The organism is Candidatus Falkowbacteria bacterium (genome assembly GCA_018674305.1).
Taxonomy (GTDB): domain Bacteria; phylum Patescibacteriota; class Patescibacteriia; order UBA11705; family JABHMO01; genus JABMRF01.
In genome coordinates, this window is the sequence record JABHAL010000013.1 from 14,848 (window position 1) to 35,930 (window position 21,083).

A 21,083-nucleotide genomic window follows, 5' to 3' on the forward strand; every position below is an offset into this window, starting at 1 on the left:
TCAAAAGCGAAACTAACCGTGATCCATTCAAGATCTGGCTCCCTGGGTTTAAACAATGAACATACAAAAAAGAAGCGTTACCGAGTGGTGCTTCTTTTTTCTTTACCAAAAAACGTCCATATTTATCCTAGGACGTCTTTTTTTGAACTTTTACTAAAGTTTTAATGCATTTAGTACAAAGGGTAAGTTTTTTGCCATCAATTCTCTTGGTCTGTAGGTTCGGATATTTCCTGGTTTTAGTTTTGATCATTGAGTGACTGCGCTTGATTGCTGCCTTTGGTCCTTTGCCGCATTTTTCACAGATTCTAGACATATTATTGTTAAAACCCTAATATCTAAATAAGAAATTCTAAACAAATTCGAAATTCAAATTTTTTAATACCAAAACTATTGTAACATTTTGGATTTAAGGAGTTTGAAATTGTTTAGAAATTAGAGTTTAGGATTTAGAATTTTACTAAGTGTGGTATAATACTATCATATGTGATATAATTTTGCAAGAGCAATTACAGTTAAAAGGTAAAAAGTAAAAGTGAAAAGTGAAAGTTACAAGTATTTGCCTAGGGGTTTTATCAATGAAAACTATACTGTAAACTTTTACCTTTGGATTTTTACTTATCAAATATGATTATAATGCAACTATTGGATCAACCGTTATTTTTGCTAGCTTGGGTAGTAGCAATTATTTTTGTTTTAACAATTCATGAGTTTTCTCATGCTTTAGCAGCAACTCTTTTGGGTGATGGTACAGCCAAGATGAAGGGGCGCTTAACTTTAAATCCATTTTCTCATATTAGTTGGGTAGGTTTTTTTATGCTTTTAGTGATCGGTTTTGGTTGGGGGAAACCGGTACCATTTAATCCTTACAATTTAAAGTGGTCGCGGTTTGGACCAGCAGTTGTGGCCGGAGCAGGTCCTTTGTCAAATCTAATTTGCGCTATTGTTTTCATACTTTTATTCAAAGTATTATTTCCAGCTGTGCATCCTCTGTTTTTAATATATTCCGGGATTGGAGCAGAGGGGAATTTGTTGGCTATTTTCTTGTCCTTATCAATTTTTCTGAATATCATTTTAATGTTGTTTAACTTAATTCCTCTGCCACCCCTGGATGGTTCAAAAATATTGTTTTCTTTCTTGTCAGATGTTAAGTTTTCACGCATTCGAGAAACTTTGGAACATCAGGGACCAATGATTCTATTAATGGTTATTGTCCTTGATAATATGCTTAATTTGAATTTGTTAGGAAGTCTACTTTATGGTGCATTAGACATTGTTTATAAGTGGCTATTATAGTTCTTGACGAGTTCCTTATTGTATGATATCCTTATAGCGATATTAATATAGCTTAATCTAGGCTATTTTTATTTCCCAAATCTATAACTCTAAAATTTTTAATTTTAAAAATTATTATGCCTACAATAAATCAACTAGTTAGAAAAGGTAGAAAGAGTAAAAGCTCAAAGTCAAAAACTCCGGCTTTGCAAACTGTTTTTAATACTTTAAAAAGACGTCGTAGGACTTTACCAAAAGGCGCCGCTTTTAAACGTGGTGTATGTTTAAAGGTTACAACTACAACACCAAAGAAACCTAATTCAGCTTTGCGTAAGATCGCTCGTGTTCGACTTTCGAATGGACAAGAAGTAACAGCATACATCCCAGGTGAAGGCCATAATTTGCAAGAGCATTCAATTGTAATGTTACGTGGTGGTCGAGTAAAAGATTTGCCGGGTGTACGTTACCATGTTGTGCGTGGAGTTTATGATACTCAGGGTGTTGAAGGCCGAAAACAATCAAGGTCTTTGTACGGAGCCAAGAAAGAGAAGAAATAAATAAGGATACTCTTAAAAGATGCGAAACACGGATGTTTCGTAAACAAACTAACAAAATAATTAGGTAAGCGAGACATCACTGTCTCGCCCAACTCTAAATAAATTATAATAAGATAAGTTGGGAGTAATATGTGATAACTGAAATATCAATTATTACATGTGAATCTAAACTAACTTAAATTCTATGCGTGGAAAACAAGCACCAAAGAGAAAGATAAAGACGGATATTCGCTACAATTCAGCCCTTGTCAGTAAGTTTATCAATTATTTAATGGAAGACGGTAAAAGAGCAGTCTCACAAAAAATTGTGTATGATTGTTTTGAGATAATCCAAAAGCAGATTGATACTGGCAAAATTAAAAAAGAGGAGTTTCCAACTGCTCTTAGTGTTTTTGATCAAGCAGTAAAAAATGTTACTCCGCAAATGGAAGTTCGTGGTCGGCGAATAGGTGGTGGTAATTATCAGATTCCATATCCAGTTCGTGGTGAACGAAAACAATTTTTATCTTTGCATTGGTTAATAACTGCAGCAAAGAAGAAAAAAGGTAAACCAATGCACATCAAATTATCTGATGAGTTGGTAGCTGCTATGAATAGTGAGGGCGATGCTTTCAAGAAGAAAACAGACGTTCATAGAATGGCTGATTCTAATCGAGCATTTGCTCATTTTGCGCGTTATTAATTAAAATAAAAAAATCAAACAAGTATGTCGAGAGAATATTCATTAGAAAATACTAGAAATATTGGGATTATTGCCCATATTGACGCAGGTAAAACAACAGTTACTGAGCGTATTTTATTTTATACAGGAAAAAAACATAAGATTGGAGAAGTTCATGAAGGTGGAGCTGAAATGGACTGGATGGAACAAGAGAAAGAGCGTGGTATTACTATTACTTCTGCTGCTACAACTTGTTTCTGGAATGATAAGAGAATTAATATTATTGACACTCCTGGTCACGTAGATTTCACTGCCGAAGTAGAACGTTCTTTGAGAGTTCTTGATGGTGGTGTTATTGTTTTTGATGGAGTAGCTGGAGTTGAACCGCAATCTGAAACGGTTTGGCATCAAGCGGTTAAATATAGTGTCCCACGAATGGGTTTTATCAATAAGATGGATCGCATGGGCGCGGATTTTTATGCCGACATGGAGTCTATTTATGATAGATTAACTAAGAATGCTCACCCTATTCAATTACCAATCGGAGCAGCTGAGACATTTAAGGGGATCATTGACTTATTCAAAATGAAAGCTTTTGTCTATGAAGATGACATGGGAATTAAAATCTTGGAAATTGATATTCCTGAAGACATGGAGGCCAAGTCTAAAGAGTATAGAGATAAATTAGTTGAAGCTATTGTCGAACATGATGAGGTTTTGATGGATAAATATTTAGCAGGTGAGGAAATCCCAGTCGAAGATTTAAAAAGAGTCTTACGAGTGGCTACTATTGAAAATAAAATTGTACCTATCTTGGTTGGTAGTGCTTTGAAAAATAAAGGTGTTCAAATGCTTTTAGATGCAATTGTTGAATTTTTACCATCACCGCTCGATATCCCACCATTACAAGCAACTGACGCAAAGGATGAAGAAAAGTTGGTTGAAATAAAGCCAAATGATGAAGATCCTTTTGCTGGCTTGGCATTTAAAATTGCCACAGATCCTTATGTCGGTAAATTATGTTTCATTCGTGTTTACTCAGGCATTTTGAAATCAGGTTCATATATTGTTAATGTTAATACTGGTGAAAAGGGGAGAGTTGGTCGGCTAGTAAGAATGCATGCAAATCATCGCGAAGAAGTTACAGAAGTTTATGCTGGGGAAATTGCAGCTGTGATTGGATTAAAAAATACTTTTACTGGACATACACTATGTGCTGAGGAGCGTGAAGTTATTCTAGAAAATATTACTTTCCCAGAACCGGTAATTTCTGTGGCGATTGAACCAAAGACAAAGGTTGACCAGGAAAAAATGGGAATGGCTTTACAAAAGTTGTCAGAAGAAGATCCAACTTTTAGGGTTCGAACTGACGATGAGACTATGCAGACTATCATTGCTGGTATGGGAGAGTTACATTTAGAAATTCTTGTTGATCGAATGAAGAGAGAGTTTAAAGTGGAAGCTAATATTGGTGCACCGCAAGTAGCTTATAAAGAAACTATTAAAAAAACAGCAGAAGCAGAAGGAAAATATGTTCGTCAGTCAGGTGGTCGTGGTCAGTATGGTCATTGTAGACTTCGAGTGTCGCCTAGAGAAGCCGGAGAAGGTTTTGAGTTTGTTGACGAGGTCAAAGGTGGTGTTATTCCACGAGAATATATTCCAGCTGTCCAAAAAGGAATTAAGGAAGCAATGGATAAAGGTGTTTTAGCTGGGTATCCTATGATTGATATTCAGGCAGTTGTTTATGATGGATCTTTTCATGAAGTTGATTCATCAGAATCAGCCTTTAAGATTGCTGGATCAATTGCTTTTCAGGATGCTGTTAAAAAAGCAAACCTGGTTTTACTTGAACCAGTAATGAAAGTGGAAGCAACAATACCGGAAAAATATTTAGGTGATGTGGTTGGTGATTTAAATTCCAAACGTGCTCAGATTAGTGAAATGCGTGATCGCGGAAATGCCAAGGTTATTGATGCAGAAGTTCCTCTATCTGAAATGTTTGGTTATGCCACTACACTCCGATCAGTAACTCAAGGTCGTGGTAGTTATTCAATGGAATTTTTAAAGTATTCCGATGTTCCGGCAAATGTAGTTGAAAAGATTATGAATTCAAAAAATAGTGATAAAAAGTAAACATATGTTAAGTTGGCAAAAAATTGTTAACTTGTTGAGAAAAAATAACGACAAATTGGTGGTTTTTGATAGTGAGAGCGGAGAGGCCTATGTTGTTTTGCCTCATCAACAATACGAAAAACTTGCCGGTCAGGTCGAGGGCGAAAATGATTTATCCGAAGAGCAACTTTTGGATAGTATAAATCGCGACATAGAAACCTGGCAGTCTAGCGAAGAAATGGAAGAGCTTATTGAGCAAGCTGAAGTTAAGGAAGAGTCAGGTGATGATTATTATTACATTGAACCTGTTGAATAAAGCTTGCAATTATCATTTTTTATGATATAATAGCCTCACTTAAATTAATTTAATAAAAAATAATTAAACAGGCGACTGGATTATAACTCCGATATTAATTTGGAGGTCGTCTTAAGGAGAATAATACAATGGCAGCAGAAGTATTTGAAAGAACTAAACCCCATGTAAATGTGGGAACAATTGGTCACGTTGACCACGGTAAGACAACTTTAACAGCAGCTATCTTAAAGTATCTTATTGGTAAGGGTGGAGTAGCTCAGAATAAAGACGTTAGTCAAATTGACGCAGCGCCTGAAGAAAAAGCTCGTGGTATTACAATTGCTACAGCTCATGTTGAGTATGAGACTGAAAATCGTCACTATGCTCACGTTGATTGTCCAGGTCATGCTGATTATGTAAAAAACATGATTACTGGAGCAGCCCAAATGGACGGCGCAATTTTGGTCGTAGCTGCTACAGATGGTCCTATGCCACAAACTAGAGAACATATTTTGTTGGCTAGACAGGTTGGTGTCCCATCAATTGTTGTTTTTCTAAACAAAACCGATTTAGTTGATGATAAGGAATTGATCGATTTAGTTGAAGAAGAAGTTCGTGATTTATTAAAAAAATACGAATTCCCTGGAGATGAAACTCCAATTGTTAGAGGATCAGCTTTGAAGGTGTTAGAAGATCCTGCTAGTGAAGATTCAGTTAAGTCTATGCAAGAATTAATGGAAGCTCTAGATACATTTATTCCAGAACCAAAAAGAGATATTGATAAGGATTTTTTAATGCCAATCGAAGACGTGTTTTCAATTGAAGGACGTGGAACTGTAGTGACTGGTAGAATAGAAAGAGGTATTGTTAAAGTTAATGAAGAAATAGAGATTGTTGGTATTCGTGATAATCAAAAAACAATCGTAACCGGTGTGGAAATGTTTAATAAGACCTTGAATGAAGGTCGCGCTGGTGATAATGCAGGTATTCTGCTACGTGGTTTGAAAAAGGACCAAGTAGAAAGAGGGCAGGTTTTGTCTAAGCCAGGTACAGTTAAACCTCATACAGAATTCCAATGCGAAGTTTATGTATTGTCAAAAGATGAAGGTGGTAGACACAAACCATTTTTCAAGGGATATAAACCACAGTTTTACATGAGAACAACAGATGTTACTGGTGAAGTCTTCTTACCTGAAGGTACAGAGATGGTTATGCCTGGTGACACTGTAAACTTGGACGTTAAGTTAATTACTCCAATTGCCTTAGAAGAATCACAAAGATTTGCTATTCGAGAAGGTGGTAGAACTATTGGTGCTGGAGTGATAAGTAAAATTACTAAATAACTTTTATAGGCAATGACAGACACAAAACAACCTAAAAAGTTAGAAGGCAACCTAGATGCTGTTCAAAGAATCAGGATCAAGATTAAAGCCTACGATCATAAAATAATTGATCAATCTACACAGACCATTATCGAAGCTGGAGAAAGAACTGGTGCTACTATCAAGGGCCCTATTCCTTTGCCAGTGGAAAAGAAAAAATACACGGTTAACCGATCAACCTTTGTTCATAAGGATGCTCGAGACCAGTATGAAATGAGAATTCACAAAAGATTGATTGATATTTTAAGTCCTAGTGCTAAAACCATTGATTCTTTAATGAATTTGAACCTGCCAGCAGGTGTGGATATTGAGATAAAAATGTAGGTAATTTTAGCCATTTTTTCTTGAATATTCTAAGGCCTTGACAAAACTTTGATTCTATATTAAAATTTTACTGAAATAAGCTAATAATTGGTTATATGTCAGTGATTGGAGCTTTAGTAACCGTCAAACTTTGACGAAGTGCCAGAGAACTGTTCATCGGCATTAGGAAATTGCTATTGAAAAGTTTAGTATCTAAATTTGATCGACTTAATATAAACCGGTAAGGGGCCGGGCTTTAAGTCCGCCCCTTTTTGTTTTTCTCAAAATTATAAGTTAGTTAATATGAAATTCATAATTGGTAAAAAATTAGACATGACACAAAAGTTTACCGAAGACGGTAAAGTAGTGCCAGTGACCAGAATCGTAGCTGGTCCATGTTTTGTGACTGCCAAAAATAAATATATTGACCATAAGGGAATTCAGATAGCTTGGGAAAAAGTCGATACAAAAAAAGTTTCTAAACCACAAAACGTGATTTTCAAAAAAATATTCAAGAAGGATGTTGCATATAGAAGATTAAAGGAATTCAAGGTTTCAAATGATGACGCTATGTACGATAAACTTGAAGTTGGGCAAGAGATTAATGTTGGTATTTTTCAAGTAGGGGACGTTGTTAAGATTAAAGGACATTCCAAAGGTAAAGGTTTTCAGGGTGTAGTTAAACGCCACGGTTTCAAAGGTTCTCCAGCTTCACATGGTCATAAAGATCAGCTGAGAATGCCAGGTTCCATTGGTGCCACTGGGCCAGCTCACGTATTTAAAGGCACTCGAATGGGTGGACACATGGGAGATCAATCAGCTACTTTGCCGAGTGTGGAAATTGTCGAAATATTACCTGAAACAAATGAAATTTATATCAAAGGAGCAGTTCCAGGTGCACGTAATAGTCTTTTGTATATAAAGATTGAAGGTGATTTTGAATTACCTAAAAAAGAAGAAGTTAAGTCAGAAGAAGTTAAACCAGTAGCTACTGAGAAGAAGGTAGAAGAAGTTAAATCTGTTGAAGAAAAAAAATCCGAACCAACCCCTGAGTTAACCAAGGAGGATGTTAAAATTAAAGAACCAAAAGTTGATAATAAAAAAGACGTTTTAGTAAAAGATTCAGCGAAGAGTGAAGAAGTAAAGGAATAAGAAATTATTATTTTACTTCTTCATTTTTATATATGATTAAAGCCAAATTATACAACCAAGCAGGAGAAGAAAAAGGAGAAGTGAAATTAAATCCTGAAATTTTTGGTATGACAGTAAGTGATGAATTGGTTCGCCAAGCTTTGGTTGCTGTAATGGCCAACAAAAGACAAGTTATTGCCCACTCCAAAGATCGTAGTGAAGTTCGTGGTGGTGGTCGTAAACCTTGGAAACAAAAAGGTACAGGTAGAGCAAGACATGGTTCAACCCGATCTCCTATTTGGAAAGGTGGTGGTGTAACCTTTGGTCCGCGAAATGTGAGAAATTTCAGTAAAGACATTAATAAAAAAATGAAGGTCAAGGCGGTATTAATGGTTTTGTCTGACAAAGCGAATAATCAAGCAATAAAAATTTTGGAAAAATTAGAAATGACTGAACCTAAAACTAAAAAATTTGCAGATTTAACAAAAAATATAAAAATGGAAAAGAGCGGATTAATAGTTCTTGATAAGATGGATAAGAAAATTGCGTTATCTGTTAGTAATATTCCCAAAGTTGAAGTTATTGCTGCAGACAGTTTGAATATTTATGATTTATTGAAGTATAATCACACGATAATCACCAAACAGGCTTTGGCAAAACTTGAAGAGGTTTTTCTAAAGAAATAAAAATATGAGCGGTATATTAAATAAAATATTTAAGGCGGATGATCAGAAGAAAAAGACTGATTCTGTAAAAGAAGTTAAAACTGATAAAAAAGAAACAGTTAAGGTTAAAGATACTCAAAAATCAGTAGCAACTGCAACGCCTGTCACAAAAGCACCAATTAAGGTTGCGTCAACTCCAGTCAAGGAAGTGGCTAAACCTATTAAGGTTCAAAGAAAAGATGATGCTGGTGCATATAAAATTTTGTTACAGCCGTTGGTTACTGAGAAAGCAACTGATTTAATGCAATATAACAAATATTGTTTCTTGGTAGCACTTACTGCTAATAAGAGTGAAGTTGCTAAGACAATAATGAATGTTTATGGTGTTAAGCCAGCAAAAGTAAATTTTATCAAGAAACAAGGTAAACGAGTGCGTTATGGTAGAATTTTTGGAAAGACCAAAAGAACCAAAAAGGCTATTATTACACTACGACCTGGTGATAAAATGGAGATTTACGAAGGAGTTTAATTAGTCAATATGGCAATAAAAGTATACAAACCAATATCAAATGCTAGACGAAAAATGAGTATAATCGATTCGTCTGACTACACAAAGAAAAAACCAGAGAAAAAACTTCTGCGTGTTTTGAAGAAAAGTGGTGGCCGAAATAATACTGGTCGAATTACTGTTCGTCATCGTGGTGGTGGAGCAAAGCGTTTATATAGGTTAATTGATTTCAAAAGAGATAAATTTGATATTCCAGCAAAGGTTACAGCTATTGAGTATGATCCAAGTCGATCATCTAGAATTGCACTTTTAGTTTATCATGATGGTGACAAGCGATATATCATTGCCCCGGCTAATTTGAAGGTAGGTGATCAAGTTATTTCTTCAAAAGCAAAGGTTGAGATACAGGTTGGTAATGCAACTCAATTGGAAAATATTCCTGTAGGAATGTTGATTTCAAATATTGAACTTGTTCCAGGTAGGGGCGCAGAGATGGCTCGTAGCGCTGGAGCATGGTGTAAGCTAATGGCAGTTGAAGGCAAGTATGCACAATTGCGTTTACCATCTTCTGAGATTCGTTTAGTTCCAAAGGAATGTTTTGCTACAATTGGCCAGGTAAGTAATCCTGAACATATGCATGTGAAGATTGGTAAAGCTGGTAGAAAAAGACACATGGGATTCCGACCGACTGTACGTGGTAAGGCCATGAACCCAGTTGATCATCCTCATGGTGGTGGAGAAGGTAGTAACCCAATTGGAATGAAACATCCGAAAACGCCGTGGGGTAAGCCGGCTTTAGGAGTGAGAACAAGAGCAAAAAATAAACAATCAGATAAATTAATATTAACTAGACGCAAGAAAAAGCGTAAAAAGTAATTAATGTAGATATAGCAGATATTCTGTGAATTCTACTTATAAATAAATATGTCAAGAAGTCTAAAAAAAGGACCATACATAGATGCAAAACTATTAAAGAAGGTCGGTGTAGCTAAACCCGGTGATGTTATTAAAACCTGGGCTAGAAGCGCAGTTGTGACACCTGAAATGGTAGGTTATATTTTTGCTGTACATAATGGCAAGGACTTTATTGAAGTATCTGTAGTAGAAAACATGGTTGGCCATAAGCTTGGTGAGTTTTCACCAACGAGAAAGTTTTTCTCACATGGTGGTAAAATGGCCAAGACTCAAATGAAAGGTGGTAAAAAGTAATTATATTATATGCAAGTGAAAGCAAAAGCAAAATACATCAGGATTTCTCCTAGAAAAGCTAGACTAGTTGTTGACTTAGTTAGAGGTTTGGATTTGCAAGCAGCTCTTGATAAATTAGCAGTGACTAACAAGAAAGCTGTTCGTTTTGTAGATAAACTTTTGAAGTCTGCTTTAGCTAATGCCGAGCACAATTTAGAATTAAAAAAAGACAATTTATATATTAAGGAATTAAAAGTTGACGAAGGCCCAACCTTTTATCGTTGGATGCCACGTGCGTTTGGACGGGCAACACCATTGAGAAAGAGAACCTCTATGATTTCAGTTATTCTTGATGAGCGGGTGCCAACTGAGAAAAAAGTTACTGAAAAAGGATCTAAAAAAATTGAAACTGTAAAAGTAGACCAAAAAACAACTGATCAAATAAAACAAAAAGTAGATGTTTCTAAGAAGGATACTGATTTGAAGGATGTTGATGCTGAGAAAAAGGATGATCAGCATGATGTTAAACGTAAGGGTGGACAACGCGATATGCAACAACAAGATCGTATGCAAAAAAAGGAAAAAGGATTATTTAAAAAAATGTTCAGACGTAAGTCTGGCATGTAAAATTTCGTAAGTTATATGGGTAAAAAAATAAATCCAATTATATTTCGTCTGAAACAAACTAGAACTTGGGATTCTCGGTGGTTTGCTAGTAAAGGAAATTATACAAAGTTTTTAAAACAGGACATCGAAATAAAAGAATATTTAAAGAAAAAATTACTTAATGCCTTTGTTTCAACAGTTAATATTGAAAGAACTAGCAAGGACATGAATATTATTATTTATTCTGCTAGACCGGGTGTAATTATAGGTCGTAGTGGTGTTGGAATTGACGAGTTGAAAAAGCATATAAAAATGAAATTTTTAAAAGATAGAAAAGCAAAGTTAAATATAAACATTAAGGAAGTTAGCAACCCTAATTTAGATGCCATGATTGTTGCAAATAACCTTAAATTTGATATTGAAAAACGTTTTCCTTTCCGAAGAGCAATGAAACAAGCATTAGGAAAAGTTGAACGAGCAGGAGCAAAGGGTGTTAAAATAGAAATGGCAGGAAGATTAAATGGTGTAGAAATTGCACGTAATGAAAAGTTGATTTCCGGAAAAGTTCCTTTGCACACTTTAAGAGCGGATATTGACTACGCAAATGTTAAAGCTTTTACTATATTTGGTGTAATCGGTATCAAGGTGTGGATTTACCGTGGTGATATTTTTGAAAAAAAAGCTAAAGTTAAAAATGTTAAAAATAATGATTCAGTAAGTCAAGAAACAAAAGTAAGTAAGTAATTTATTATATATGTTAACTCCCAAGAAAACTAAACACAGAAAATGGCATAAGGGTCGTGGTCGCAATAGGGACACGAAGGCTTCCAGGGCTACAGAAGTTTCTTTTGGTCAATTTGGATTAAAAGCTACAACGGCTTCTTGGGTTTCTTCTCGACAAATCGAGGCTGCTCGAAGATCGATTACTCGTTATGTTAAGCGTGGAGGAAAAGTTTGGATCAGAATTTTCCCAGATAAGCCAGTGACCAGTAAAGGTTCTCAAGCAACTATGGGTAGTGGTAAAGGTGCACCTGAGTATTTTGTAGCCGTCGTTAGACCTGGAACTGTTATTTTTGAACTAGCGGGTGTAACCGAGGAAATTGCCAAAGAATCAATGCGTTTGGCTGGACATAAATTACCTGTAAAAACTAAATTTGTAAGTAGAGGATAATTGAAGTATATGAAGACAAGAGAATTAGAAAAAAAATCAAGTGAAGAATTAGAAAAGTTATATATCGATTTTTGTCAAAAAAGACAACAGTTGAATTTTAAAGTTGCCAGTAAGCAATTGAAAAATATTAGAGAAGTAAGAGAGGCGAGAAAAACAATTGCTAGGATTCTAACTATTCAAAAGCAACGACAAAGTGAAGAAAAAAAATAAAGAAACAGTTTTATCAATATGATTGAAAAAAAAGTAAAATTATCAAGACAATTAACCGGAACAGTTGTTAGTACCAAGATGGACAAAACTGCAGTAGTTAAGGTTGATCGAGTGGTAAAACATAAAATTTATAAAAAACAATACGCTGTAAGTAAAAAATATAAAGCTCATAATGAAAAGGGAGATGTTCGTGTCGGTGATAAGGTTGTTATTCAACAGTGCAGACCAATGAGTAAAGAAAAATGTTGGCGAATTTTTAAAAAAGTTAAATAGTTTTGTAGATTAATTTATATATGATTCAACATAGAACAATGGTAAAATCAGCTGATAACTCTGGCGCAAAACGCATGCAGTGTATTAGGGTTTTAGATGGTTATAAAAAGCGGTATGCTAGATTGGGTGACGTTATTACTATAACTGTAAAGGAAGCAAAACCGCATAGCATGGTTAAGAAAGGTGAAGTTTTGCACGCTGTAGTTGTAAGAACGAGAAAAGAGAGTCGCCGGAATGATGGTTCGTATATTAGATTTGGTGATAACGCAGTTGTGATTATTGATCGTAAAACAAAAGAGCCTAAAGGGACACGTATATTTGGTCCAGTTGCCCGAGAGGTAAGAAAAAGAGGCTTCAGTAAAATAATTTCATTAGCTCCAGAAGTTCTATAAAGTTATAAATATATGAGAATAAAAAAAGGTGACAAAGTCCAAATTACAAAGGGTAAAGACCGAGTCAAACGCACAAAAAAAGGTGAAAAGAAAGAAAAAGGCAACCAAGGCAAAATTGTTCAGGTTTTAAGAACCAAGAAAAAGGTTGTAGTAGACGGTTTAAATTTACGATATAAACATGTGCGACCCAAAAGAGAAGGCGAAAAAGGCCAAAGAATTGAATTTCCAGCACCGATTAGTATTTCTAATGTTATGTTGGTATGTCCTAAATGTAGTAAAGCAACAAGGGTAAGTTATAAATTGCTGGATTCAGATTTAAAAGGTAAGAAAAAAATAAGAATTTGTAAAAAATGTAAAGAAGCTATTGATTAATCAATATGAATAACCTAAAAAAACAATATAATGATGAAATTGTTCCAGCACTAATGGAAAAGTTTGGTTATAAGAATAAGTTAGCTGTGCCAAATTTGGAAAAAGTAGTATTGAACGTGGGTGCGGGAAAAGGACTTAAGGATAAAGAATATTTAGTTACAATAAAAAAAACACTAGAATTAATCAGTGGTCAAAAACCAGTTGAAACAATTGCTCGTAAATCAATTTCTAATTTCAAGATTAGAGAAGGGATGGTAGTTGGAGCTAAGGTAACTCTACGAGGAAAGAGAATGTGGGATTTTATTGAAAAACTAGTAAAAGTAACTTGTCCTCGAATCAGAGATTTTCGTGGTTTATCACCAAAAGCGTTTGATAGAAATGGTAATTATTCAATAGGTTTTAATGAGTATGTTGCTTTTCCTGAAATTATACAGGATGATGTTGAGCGACTACATGGTTTGGAAGTTTGTATAAAAACAACTTCTGATACGGAAGAATTAGGCAAAGCATTATTAAAAGAATTAGGTTTTCCATTTAAAAAAGAAGATAAATAATTGTAACTATGTCAACCAAGGCACAATTCGTAAAATCACAAAATAAACCCAAATTTTCAAGTAGAATTGTTAGGCGTTGTTGGCGTTGTGGCCGCGCTCACGGTTATATGAGAAAGTTTGCACTGTGCAGAATATGTTTCAGGGAACTAGCCGAGAAAGGCGAAATACCAGGAGTTACTAGAAGTAGCTGGTAATCACAAGTATCAAAGAGTGAGATACAAATATTAATAAGCTATAAATCAACTTATATTTGAAATATGACAATGACAGATCCAATTGCAGACATGCTAACACGCATTCGAAATGCCTCTATGGTTAAGAAGGCGGAAGTTTTGATTCCTTATTCAAAATTTAAATACGCTGTTGCAAAAATTCTAGAAAAGGAGAAATATGTTGAAGCTGTTGAAAAAACTGACTTAGAATTTAAATATATTAAAATTAAATTAAAATACGAAGATAATAAACCAGCCATTGGTAAGATTCGACGTGTTAGTCGAGTTGGTCAACGCATTTATGTGAAAAAGGTAGACCTACCAAGAGTTTTGAATAATTATGGATTAGCTATTGTTTCAACTTCTAAAGGTATAATGACCAATCGGGAAGCTAAACATTTAGGACTAGGAGGTGAAGTAATTTGTGAGGTTTATTAATATTAATATATGTCTAGAATAGGAAAAAAACCAATTGAAATCCCATCAGGGGTCAACGTCACGTTAGACCAAGGTTTAATATTGGTAAAAGGGCCAAAAGGTGAATTGCAAAGATCAATTCATCCACTTGTCAAAGTGGAAATCAAGGATACTGAGATAAATGTCAAAGTTGATAATGAAGAAAACCATATACAAAAAGCACTTTGGGGATTATTTCGAAGTTTAATTTACAATATGGTAGTAGGTGTAACTGAAGGATTTGAAAAAAAGTTAGAAATTAATGGAGTAGGTTATAAAGCAAATGCTACAGGTCAAAATTTGGTACTTAATGTTGGGTATTCGCATGCTGTAGAATTTAATATACCAGAAGGCATTAATTGTCAGGTTGAAGCTAATGTGATTACCATTTCTGGAATTGATAAGCAACAAGTTGGAGAAGTGGCAGCAAATATTCGAAAAGTTCGTAAGCCAGAGCCATACAAAGGTAAAGGAATTAAATATATTGACGAAATTATTAGAAGAAAAGCAGGAAAGGCAGCAGCTAAAGCCGCAGCTTAATTGAAATTATAATATGAAAAATCGAGAAGTAATAAAATTTAATAAGTTTAAACTACGACAAAAGAGAACACGGGCCAAGATTGTTGGAAAGTTGGAATTACCACGTTTAACAGTAAAGCGTAGTTTAAAGCATTTTTATATGCAAATAATTGACGACAAGAATGGTCAGACTATTTGTGCTGTTTGTGATAAGGATATCAAAGTTGAAGGAAAGAAACCTGTTGAAGTAGCGAAATTAATTGGTCAGGAATTAGCAAAAAAAGCAAAAGAGAAAAAAATAGAGAAAGTTCGTTTTGATCGTGGTGCATATAAATATCATGGTCGAGTTAAAGCTGCCGCTGAGGGAGCTCGCGAACAAGGTTTAGAAATTTAATTATTATATATTATGGCTAAGAAAGAATACAAAAAAAGAGCACCAAGAGAAGCTAGAGAGTTTGATCAAAAAATTATTGATTTAGCTAGAGTGACTCGAGTGATGGCTGGCGGAAAGCGCTTAAGGTTTCGCGCCTGTATTGCGATTGGTGATAAAAAAGGTAAATTAGCAATAGGCTTAGCCAAGGGAGCTGATGTTGCTCTTGCTGTTAACAAGGCAGTAAACAGAGCACAAAAGCAAATGATCAAGGTACCACTAGTTAATGAAACTATTCCACATGAAATTAGAGTAAAATATAAGGCCGCTCAACTGTTGCTAAAACCTGCACCTAAAGGTACTGGGATCAAGGCTGGTGGTGCGATACGCGTGGCTTTAGAGTTAGCCGGTGTTCCAAATATTGTAGCCAAAATTTTGGGTACTAATAATAAAGTAACTAATGTTAAGGCATTAATGATAGCTTTAGCTTCATTCAAGACTAAGCCACTCTCTAATGTGAAAAAAGCCAGTTCAAAACAGACGACTACTGATAAAGCTGAAGTTACTGCTGATACAAAAAAATAATTAAACAGATTATAATAGAATAAAATATGAGTTTGAGTTTACATAATTTAACCAACAAGAAAAAGCCTAAAAAAAGATTAGGGCGTGGTAATGCTTCAGGGCATGGAACTTATTGTTGCCGTGGATTAAAAGGGCAAAGGTCTCGTTCTGGTGGTAAAGGTGGTTTGAAACTTAAAGGTTTTAAGCAAAATTTACTAAATGCACCTAAGTTTAAAGGGATGAAAAGGCGGACTGCAAGTGCGCAGGTTGTTTTGTTATCAGCTTTAGACAAAAACTTCGCAGATAATGAAAAGGTTGGTCCAGGCGCTCTTTTACAAAAAGGGTTAATTGGTAGTATATCTCAACCAGTAAAAATTTTAGTTAACAGTTCAAAAGATAAAATAAGTAAGAAGTTGGAAGTTTTTGGGTGTGCTGTATCAAAATCTGCTGAAAGTGCTATACTGAAAGCTGGAGGTAAGATTGTTGAAGCGGTTCCAGTCTCAGTAAAAAAAGAAAACTCTAGTAAACCTACTTCATCTGTTGATAGTGCCTCTTCTACTAAAGGCAAGAAGGATAAAACGGAAGTCAAGAAAGCTACACCAAAAAAATAAAAAATAATTTAGTCGAGCAGCCTCTAATTTTTAGTTAGTTGTTTCACTCCTCTTGCCGTCAGCATCGCTTAAGCGAAGCACTCCGGGCAGGCTCCTCTAACCCTTCAAATTTTATGTGGGAAAGATTAATTCAAATTTGGCGATTAAGAGATTTACGTAATAAGATATTATTTGTTTTAAGTATGCTAGTTGTTTTTAGATTAGCTGCTCATATTCCTATTCCAGGAGTTAATGTGGAAAATTTGCGTGAATTTTTTGGTTCTAATCAAATATTAGGTTTATTGAATTTATTTTCTGGTGGTGGTATGCAAAACTTCTCTATTGTTATGATGGGAGTAGCGCCATATATCACAGCTTCAATTATTTTCCAGCTTTTAGGTATGATTATTCCAAAGTTGGAAGAAATGTCAAAGGAAGAAGCTGGTCGTCAGAAAGTAAACATGTATACAAGAATTTCTACAGTTCCCCTAGCTATTTTACAAGGGTATGGCATGATTGCAATATTACGACAATCGCCCAAACCAATTATCGAAGATCTAAGTTTTTTTTACTTGGCGGCTGTACTGATAACAATATCAGCTGGAACAGTATTTCTCATGTGGTTGGGTGAGTTGATTACAGAAAAGAAGATTGGTAATGGTATTTCATTATTAATTTTTGCGGGTATTGTGGTTCGTATACCAACTGCCTTACAGCAAGTAATTGTTAATTTTAGTCAGGAGCAGGTTATTAACTTATTGGTCTTTACTTTTATCGCTATTGTAACTATTGTTGGTGTAGTAATAATTTCCGAAGGTCAGAGAAATATCCCTGTTTCATATGCCAAGCGAGTGCGAGGGATGAAGATGTATGGTGGTATGAATACTCATTTGCCAATCAGAGTTAATACAGCTGGAGTTATTCCAATCATTTTTGCTATTTCGATTATATTATTTCCACCTATGGTTTCTCAGTTCTTACTACGTGCACAATCGGCTTGGATTCAGAACTTTGGCCAGGGTGTAATAAATTTATTTAATAATCAATTATTTTACGGTGTCCTATATTTTTTATTAGTTTTTGGATTTACTTATTTTTATACAGCTGTTATTTTTCATCCATATCAGATCGCAGAAAATTTACAAAAAAATGGTGGTTTTGTCCCAGGGATTCGACCAGGGAATCATACAGCTGAATATCTACAAAAAACGATCAGTCGTATTACTTTGACAGGTGCATTATTCCTAGGCTTAATTGCAGTTTTGCCGTTAGTAATGCAGCAAGTATCAGGTTTGCAATCTATGGTAATTGGAGGTACCAGTATTCTGATTGTGGTAAGTGTAGCGATTGAAATTGTTAAACAGGTTGAATCACAGCTGACTATGCGTGATTACGAAGGTTTTTAGTAAAAAAGTTTATCGAATAATATATTAAAATTGCTGGAGTAAGTCCAGCAATTTTGTTATAATAAAGTTGTCTTAAATTTACTATTTAACTACATATGTCGAAAAAACAAGTAATTGTAATCTTTATTGGTCCTCCAGGGTCAGGAAAGGGAACTCAGGCAAAACTTTTGGCTGATAAGTTTAATTATACTGATTTATCTTCTGGTAAATTATTCCGGGAAGAAGTGCAGAAAAAAACTAAAATTGGAAAACAAATAAAACCGTTTATGGACAAGGGTTTTTTGGTTTCTGATGAAATAACCACTGAAATGATGATAAAAAAAATTTCTAGATTAAGGAAGCCAATTATTTTGGATGGTTTTCCTCGTAATTTAAACCAATCCAAAATTCTCGATGAATATTTGCAAAAGCATAAAAATAAGTATAAGATTGTGATAGTTGAGGTCAAATTAACAGAAAAGCAGGTTTCTCAAAGGATATTAGGTCGTCTGGAGTGTGCCTGTGGTCGTATTTTTCACGAACAGCTCAACTTGCCAAGTAATAAAGGCATTTGTGACATTTGTGGGTCCAAATTACAAACTCGTTCAGATGCAAAAGTTAGTGTGGTCAAAACTAGAATGCAAATTTACAAATATGAAACGGCACCTATTCTAAAATTTTATAAAAAAGAAAAATATTATCGTTTTTATCAAGTAGAAGGTGATAAAAAGGTCAACGAAGTTTTTAAACAATTAGAAAAAATTATTAAACGATCAAAATGAGTTTACTAAAAAGTCCAACTGAAATTCAAACATTAAAGCAAGGAGGCGAAATTCTGGCTAATATTTTACAACAAGTTATTGAAAAATGTACGCCTGGAATCACAACTGGCGAATTGAATCAATTTGCTGAAGAAATGATTTATACAGCTGGAGGAGAGCCTTCATTTAAAGGTTATGGTGATCCGCCATATCCTAGTGGTTTGTGTACTTCAATTAACAATGAGTTAGTGCACGGAATTCCAGGCGAGGTTATTTTAAAAGATGGTGATATTTTAAGTTTGGATATTGGAATGAGATATCCGAAGTCTTCTGGTTTATATACTGACATGGCCGTAACTGTACCTATTGGGAAAATTGATGCTCAGACAGAGAAATTGATTAGAGTAACCAAAAGAGCTTTGGAAATTTGGACTAGTAATTTAAAGGCTGGAGACAACCTGTATGCTGTTGCTAAATTAGTTCAGGAGTATATAGAAAGAGAAGGCTTTTCAGTTGTTCGTGAGATGGTTGGTCATGGTGTTGGTCACGCAGTTCATGAAGATCCACCAATCCCAAACTATTATATTAGAAATACAGAATTTATATTAAAAGAAGGTATGGTTCTGGCCCTTGAACCTATGGTTAGTTCTGGTGATTTTCGTATTAAGGTGTTAGATGATCAGTGGACAATATCTTCAATTGATAATAGTTTAACCGCCCACTTTGAACATACAGTGGTTATTACGAAGAGAGGATGTGATATTATTACTAAATAAGTTTTGTTTCTAAGGAAGAATAGTGTTCTGGCCAATACTCTCGATGGGAATTAAAAAATTACATGATTAATCCAGAAGTTCAACAACTAAGTGAAAAAGCCCTAAAAGTTAATTTTAACGAAATTCAACAGGCTCATTTTGATAGATTAATGTCAGAATTAGAAGCAATCTCAGATGGGTTAGGTTTTGCTGAGCTTAAAGCAAAGGCTGAGGCAGGAAGTAAGGAAGCACTTCAAGTGATGCGCGATTATATCACCAAGAAAGAGCAGATTGTTAAATTTATTGAAACTAAAGAAATATCAAGGGTAAACTGGGAGTTGGAGTCAGAACCTGTTCTTGAACTACCAGTGGAGAGCATAGAAGCGTGTGATATTTCACCAGACGGCAGTAGATTGATATATATAACAGAAAGTCCAACCTCTCAAGGTGTTTATGTTAAATATTTGCAGAACAACAAACCGCCAAAGGAGATTTTTGCTAGGACTGCAAATATAGCAAAGATGAAGGATGTAAAATTTGTTCCAGATGGAGAAAAGGCTTTTATTGTAACTAATAAGCCGGAACTTTACACAGCTTGGTTGCCAACTGACGTTAAAGAAGGTGATTGGGTTCAAGAAAGAGTTCGTTTAGCACATGCTAAAATGCACGATTGCGCTGTCTCTCCGAATGGGCAAGATATATTGTTTGTTGGTGATGGTTATGTTGAAATAGCTAATTTGGAAAATATTCATGATCCTAACAGAACGAGATTGGTTTTAAATCTAAAACATGAAGATCCTGATCGCGCAGAAGGTTATATTCAGGCAGGGGTTTGTTTTTCTCCTGATGGTAAGATTGCTTATGTTCCATTAAACGAGAAAATTTGTAGAATTGATCTTAATAAAAATGATAACCCAATTGGTTTACCAACTTGGGAGAGTGATGATGTGGGTGAGTCGATTACTCAATTTGATCCGATTTATTCTGTGGCGATCACTTCTGATGGGGAATATTTATTTACAGGCACACAGGACGGCCAGATTTCTAAGTGGGAGACGGCTACTGGTAAAGAGATGGCTTTAACAGTAATGGAAGAAAATGATGGTGATATAAATTCGCTAACCACAGCTATTCAAAAGATGATTGTTTCTCCGGATAATAAACATTTAATTGTGGGGGATGATTTTGGAAGGTTAACTTTTATTGATATAGAGACAGGTGAACATATTAAAGAAATTCAGCTACCACAAGCCAGTAGTGTTACAGAATTGAAATTAGTTGGTGAGGATACGATTTATGCGCAAACTGAGACTATGATTCATCGAGTGAAGAGCATATAACACAGATCATAGAACATTATTCATAGAGCAACAATTATAGATAAGAATTATAATTTTTCAGTAATTGTCCCATGCTCTATGATCCATGAATTATGAATATATTGGGCCTCGACTGGGGTAAAGCAAAAATTGGTATAGCACTTGGCAGTGATGAAACTAAAATCGCTAGCCCTATTTTGATTTTGGAGAATAATGGGGAGTGGCTTGATAGATTGAAAAGAATTATAGTCAGTGAAATGATTGGGATAGTTGTGATAGGCAAACCTGTAAGTTTAAAAGGTGATGAGAGTATGTCACATGAATTTGAATATTTTGTTAGGCAAGTAAAAAAGTTAGGTAAGAAAATAGTTTTTGAAGATGAACGACTATCAACCAAACTGGCGCAAGGTTTAATGCGTGATTTTAAGAAAACAAAAAGAGCTCAAGATGACGATGTGGCAGCTACCGTTATTCTGCAGTCTTATTTAGATAAATTGTGA

At 34.9% G+C, this 21,083-nt stretch carries 32 protein-coding genes; 31 read left to right on the forward strand and 1 reads right to left on the reverse strand.

Annotation, left to right across the window (positions count from 1 at the left end):
* Window positions 1-127 precede the first annotated feature (127 nt).
* Complete coding sequence (locus HN643_04675; GenBank protein MBT7500934.1) at window positions 128-313, reverse strand: 50S ribosomal protein L28; 186 nt, start codon at window positions 311-313, stop codon at window positions 128-130.
* Between the two features lie 311 nt (window positions 314-624).
* On the opposite strand from HN643_04675, the gene HN643_04680 reads away from it, so the two are divergent.
* From HN643_04680 to ruvX, 31 genes are all read left to right on the forward strand, one after another.
* Window positions 625-1,293 carry a site-2 protease family protein gene (locus HN643_04680; protein ID MBT7500935.1) on the forward strand — a complete coding sequence of 223 codons (669 nt, stop codon included), beginning with the start codon at window positions 625-627 and terminating at the stop codon, window positions 1,291-1,293.
* Between the two features lie 116 nt (window positions 1,294-1,409).
* On the forward strand, window positions 1,410-1,829 hold the full coding sequence (gene rpsL, locus HN643_04685; GenBank protein MBT7500936.1) for a 30S ribosomal protein S12: 420 nt from the start codon (window positions 1,410-1,412) through the stop codon (window positions 1,827-1,829).
* Window positions 1,830-2,013: 184 nt separating this feature from the next.
* Window positions 2,014-2,511, forward strand: coding sequence for a 30S ribosomal protein S7 (rpsG, locus tag HN643_04690; protein MBT7500937.1), 498 nt, complete (start codon window positions 2,014-2,016; stop codon window positions 2,509-2,511).
* A gap of 24 nt (window positions 2,512-2,535) precedes the next feature.
* A complete protein-coding gene (gene fusA, locus HN643_04695) occupies window positions 2,536-4,623 on the forward strand; it encodes an elongation factor G (GenBank protein ID MBT7500938.1) in 2,088 nt (695 codons plus the stop codon).
* 4 nt (window positions 4,624-4,627) lie between these two features.
* On the forward strand, window positions 4,628-4,918 hold the full coding sequence (locus tag HN643_04700) for a hypothetical protein (GenBank protein ID MBT7500939.1): 291 nt from the start codon (window positions 4,628-4,630) through the stop codon (window positions 4,916-4,918).
* A 128-nt stretch (window positions 4,919-5,046) separates the two neighbouring features.
* On the forward strand, window positions 5,047-6,240 hold the full coding sequence (tuf, locus tag HN643_04705; protein MBT7500940.1) for an elongation factor Tu: 1,194 nt from the start codon (window positions 5,047-5,049) through the stop codon (window positions 6,238-6,240).
* Window positions 6,241-6,252: 12 nt separating this feature from the next.
* Entirely contained in the window at window positions 6,253-6,603 is a 351-nt protein-coding gene (rpsJ, locus tag HN643_04710; GenBank protein ID MBT7500941.1) for a 30S ribosomal protein S10, read from the forward strand.
* 282 nt (window positions 6,604-6,885) lie between these two features.
* Window positions 6,886-7,734, forward strand: a complete 849-nt coding sequence (gene rplC, locus HN643_04715) for a 50S ribosomal protein L3 (protein ID MBT7500942.1) — start codon at window positions 6,886-6,888, stop codon at window positions 7,732-7,734.
* Window positions 7,735-7,766: 32 nt separating this feature from the next.
* On the forward strand, window positions 7,767-8,399 hold the full coding sequence (gene rplD / locus HN643_04720; GenBank protein MBT7500943.1) for a 50S ribosomal protein L4: 633 nt from the start codon (window positions 7,767-7,769) through the stop codon (window positions 8,397-8,399).
* 4 nt (window positions 8,400-8,403) lie between these two features.
* Entirely contained in the window at window positions 8,404-8,907 is a 504-nt protein-coding gene (gene rplW, locus HN643_04725) for a 50S ribosomal protein L23 (GenBank protein ID MBT7500944.1), read from the forward strand.
* 9 nt (window positions 8,908-8,916) lie between these two features.
* Window positions 8,917-9,762, forward strand: coding sequence for a 50S ribosomal protein L2 (gene rplB / locus HN643_04730; protein MBT7500945.1), 846 nt, complete (start codon window positions 8,917-8,919; stop codon window positions 9,760-9,762).
* Between the two features lie 48 nt (window positions 9,763-9,810).
* Window positions 9,811-10,095 carry a 30S ribosomal protein S19 gene (rpsS, locus tag HN643_04735; GenBank protein ID MBT7500946.1) on the forward strand — a complete coding sequence of 95 codons (285 nt, stop codon included), beginning with the start codon at window positions 9,811-9,813 and terminating at the stop codon, window positions 10,093-10,095.
* A gap of 9 nt (window positions 10,096-10,104) precedes the next feature.
* On the forward strand, window positions 10,105-10,701 hold the full coding sequence (gene rplV, locus HN643_04740) for a 50S ribosomal protein L22 (protein ID MBT7500947.1): 597 nt from the start codon (window positions 10,105-10,107) through the stop codon (window positions 10,699-10,701).
* Between the two features lie 15 nt (window positions 10,702-10,716).
* On the forward strand, window positions 10,717-11,424 hold the full coding sequence (gene rpsC, locus HN643_04745) for a 30S ribosomal protein S3 (GenBank protein MBT7500948.1): 708 nt from the start codon (window positions 10,717-10,719) through the stop codon (window positions 11,422-11,424).
* 10 nt (window positions 11,425-11,434) lie between these two features.
* Window positions 11,435-11,851 carry a 50S ribosomal protein L16 gene (gene rplP / locus HN643_04750; GenBank protein MBT7500949.1) on the forward strand — a complete coding sequence of 139 codons (417 nt, stop codon included), beginning with the start codon at window positions 11,435-11,437 and terminating at the stop codon, window positions 11,849-11,851.
* 9 nt (window positions 11,852-11,860) lie between these two features.
* On the forward strand, window positions 11,861-12,061 hold the full coding sequence (gene rpmC / locus HN643_04755; GenBank protein ID MBT7500950.1) for a 50S ribosomal protein L29: 201 nt from the start codon (window positions 11,861-11,863) through the stop codon (window positions 12,059-12,061).
* Between the two features lie 21 nt (window positions 12,062-12,082).
* Window positions 12,083-12,334, forward strand: coding sequence for a 30S ribosomal protein S17 (gene rpsQ / locus HN643_04760; protein MBT7500951.1), 252 nt, complete (start codon window positions 12,083-12,085; stop codon window positions 12,332-12,334).
* A 20-nt stretch (window positions 12,335-12,354) separates the two neighbouring features.
* On the forward strand, window positions 12,355-12,726 hold the full coding sequence (gene rplN / locus HN643_04765; GenBank protein MBT7500952.1) for a 50S ribosomal protein L14: 372 nt from the start codon (window positions 12,355-12,357) through the stop codon (window positions 12,724-12,726).
* Between the two features lie 12 nt (window positions 12,727-12,738).
* A complete protein-coding gene (gene rplX, locus HN643_04770) occupies window positions 12,739-13,098 on the forward strand; it encodes a 50S ribosomal protein L24 (protein MBT7500953.1) in 360 nt (119 codons plus the stop codon).
* A 5-nt stretch (window positions 13,099-13,103) separates the two neighbouring features.
* Window positions 13,104-13,652, forward strand: a complete 549-nt coding sequence (gene rplE, locus HN643_04775; GenBank protein ID MBT7500954.1) for a 50S ribosomal protein L5 — start codon at window positions 13,104-13,106, stop codon at window positions 13,650-13,652.
* Window positions 13,653-13,660: 8 nt separating this feature from the next.
* The gene (locus HN643_04780) at window positions 13,661-13,846 is read left to right on the forward strand and encodes a type Z 30S ribosomal protein S14 (protein MBT7500955.1); all 186 of its coding nucleotides are present in this window, start codon (window positions 13,661-13,663) and stop codon (window positions 13,844-13,846) included.
* A gap of 63 nt (window positions 13,847-13,909) precedes the next feature.
* On the forward strand, window positions 13,910-14,302 hold the full coding sequence (gene rpsH / locus HN643_04785) for a 30S ribosomal protein S8 (GenBank protein MBT7500956.1): 393 nt from the start codon (window positions 13,910-13,912) through the stop codon (window positions 14,300-14,302).
* A gap of 9 nt (window positions 14,303-14,311) precedes the next feature.
* Window positions 14,312-14,860: a 50S ribosomal protein L6 gene (rplF, locus tag HN643_04790; GenBank protein ID MBT7500957.1), complete on the forward strand. Its 549-nt coding sequence runs from the start codon at window positions 14,312-14,314 to the stop codon at window positions 14,858-14,860.
* Window positions 14,861-14,873: 13 nt separating this feature from the next.
* Complete coding sequence (locus HN643_04795) at window positions 14,874-15,233, forward strand: 50S ribosomal protein L18 (GenBank protein MBT7500958.1); 360 nt, start codon at window positions 14,874-14,876, stop codon at window positions 15,231-15,233.
* A 12-nt stretch (window positions 15,234-15,245) separates the two neighbouring features.
* Window positions 15,246-15,794 carry a 30S ribosomal protein S5 gene (locus tag HN643_04800; GenBank protein MBT7500959.1) on the forward strand — a complete coding sequence of 183 codons (549 nt, stop codon included), beginning with the start codon at window positions 15,246-15,248 and terminating at the stop codon, window positions 15,792-15,794.
* Window positions 15,795-15,820: 26 nt separating this feature from the next.
* Window positions 15,821-16,384, forward strand: a complete 564-nt coding sequence (locus HN643_04805) for a 50S ribosomal protein L15 (protein ID MBT7500960.1) — start codon at window positions 15,821-15,823, stop codon at window positions 16,382-16,384.
* A gap of 113 nt (window positions 16,385-16,497) precedes the next feature.
* On the forward strand, window positions 16,498-17,769 hold the full coding sequence (gene secY / locus HN643_04810; GenBank protein MBT7500961.1) for a preprotein translocase subunit SecY: 1,272 nt from the start codon (window positions 16,498-16,500) through the stop codon (window positions 17,767-17,769).
* Window positions 17,770-17,864: 95 nt separating this feature from the next.
* The gene (locus HN643_04815) at window positions 17,865-18,530 is read left to right on the forward strand and encodes a nucleoside monophosphate kinase (GenBank protein MBT7500962.1); all 666 of its coding nucleotides are present in this window, start codon (window positions 17,865-17,867) and stop codon (window positions 18,528-18,530) included.
* On the forward strand, window positions 18,527-19,285 hold the full coding sequence (gene map / locus HN643_04820) for a type I methionyl aminopeptidase (GenBank protein ID MBT7500963.1): 759 nt from the start codon (window positions 18,527-18,529) through the stop codon (window positions 19,283-19,285). The genes HN643_04815 and map overlap by 4 nt, the downstream gene beginning before the upstream one ends.
* A 62-nt stretch (window positions 19,286-19,347) precedes the next feature.
* A complete protein-coding gene (locus HN643_04825) occupies window positions 19,348-20,604 on the forward strand; it encodes a WD40 repeat domain-containing protein (protein ID MBT7500964.1) in 1,257 nt (418 codons plus the stop codon).
* A gap of 92 nt (window positions 20,605-20,696) precedes the next feature.
* Window positions 20,697-21,083, forward strand: a complete 387-nt coding sequence (ruvX, locus tag HN643_04830; protein ID MBT7500965.1) for a Holliday junction resolvase RuvX — start codon at window positions 20,697-20,699, stop codon at window positions 21,081-21,083.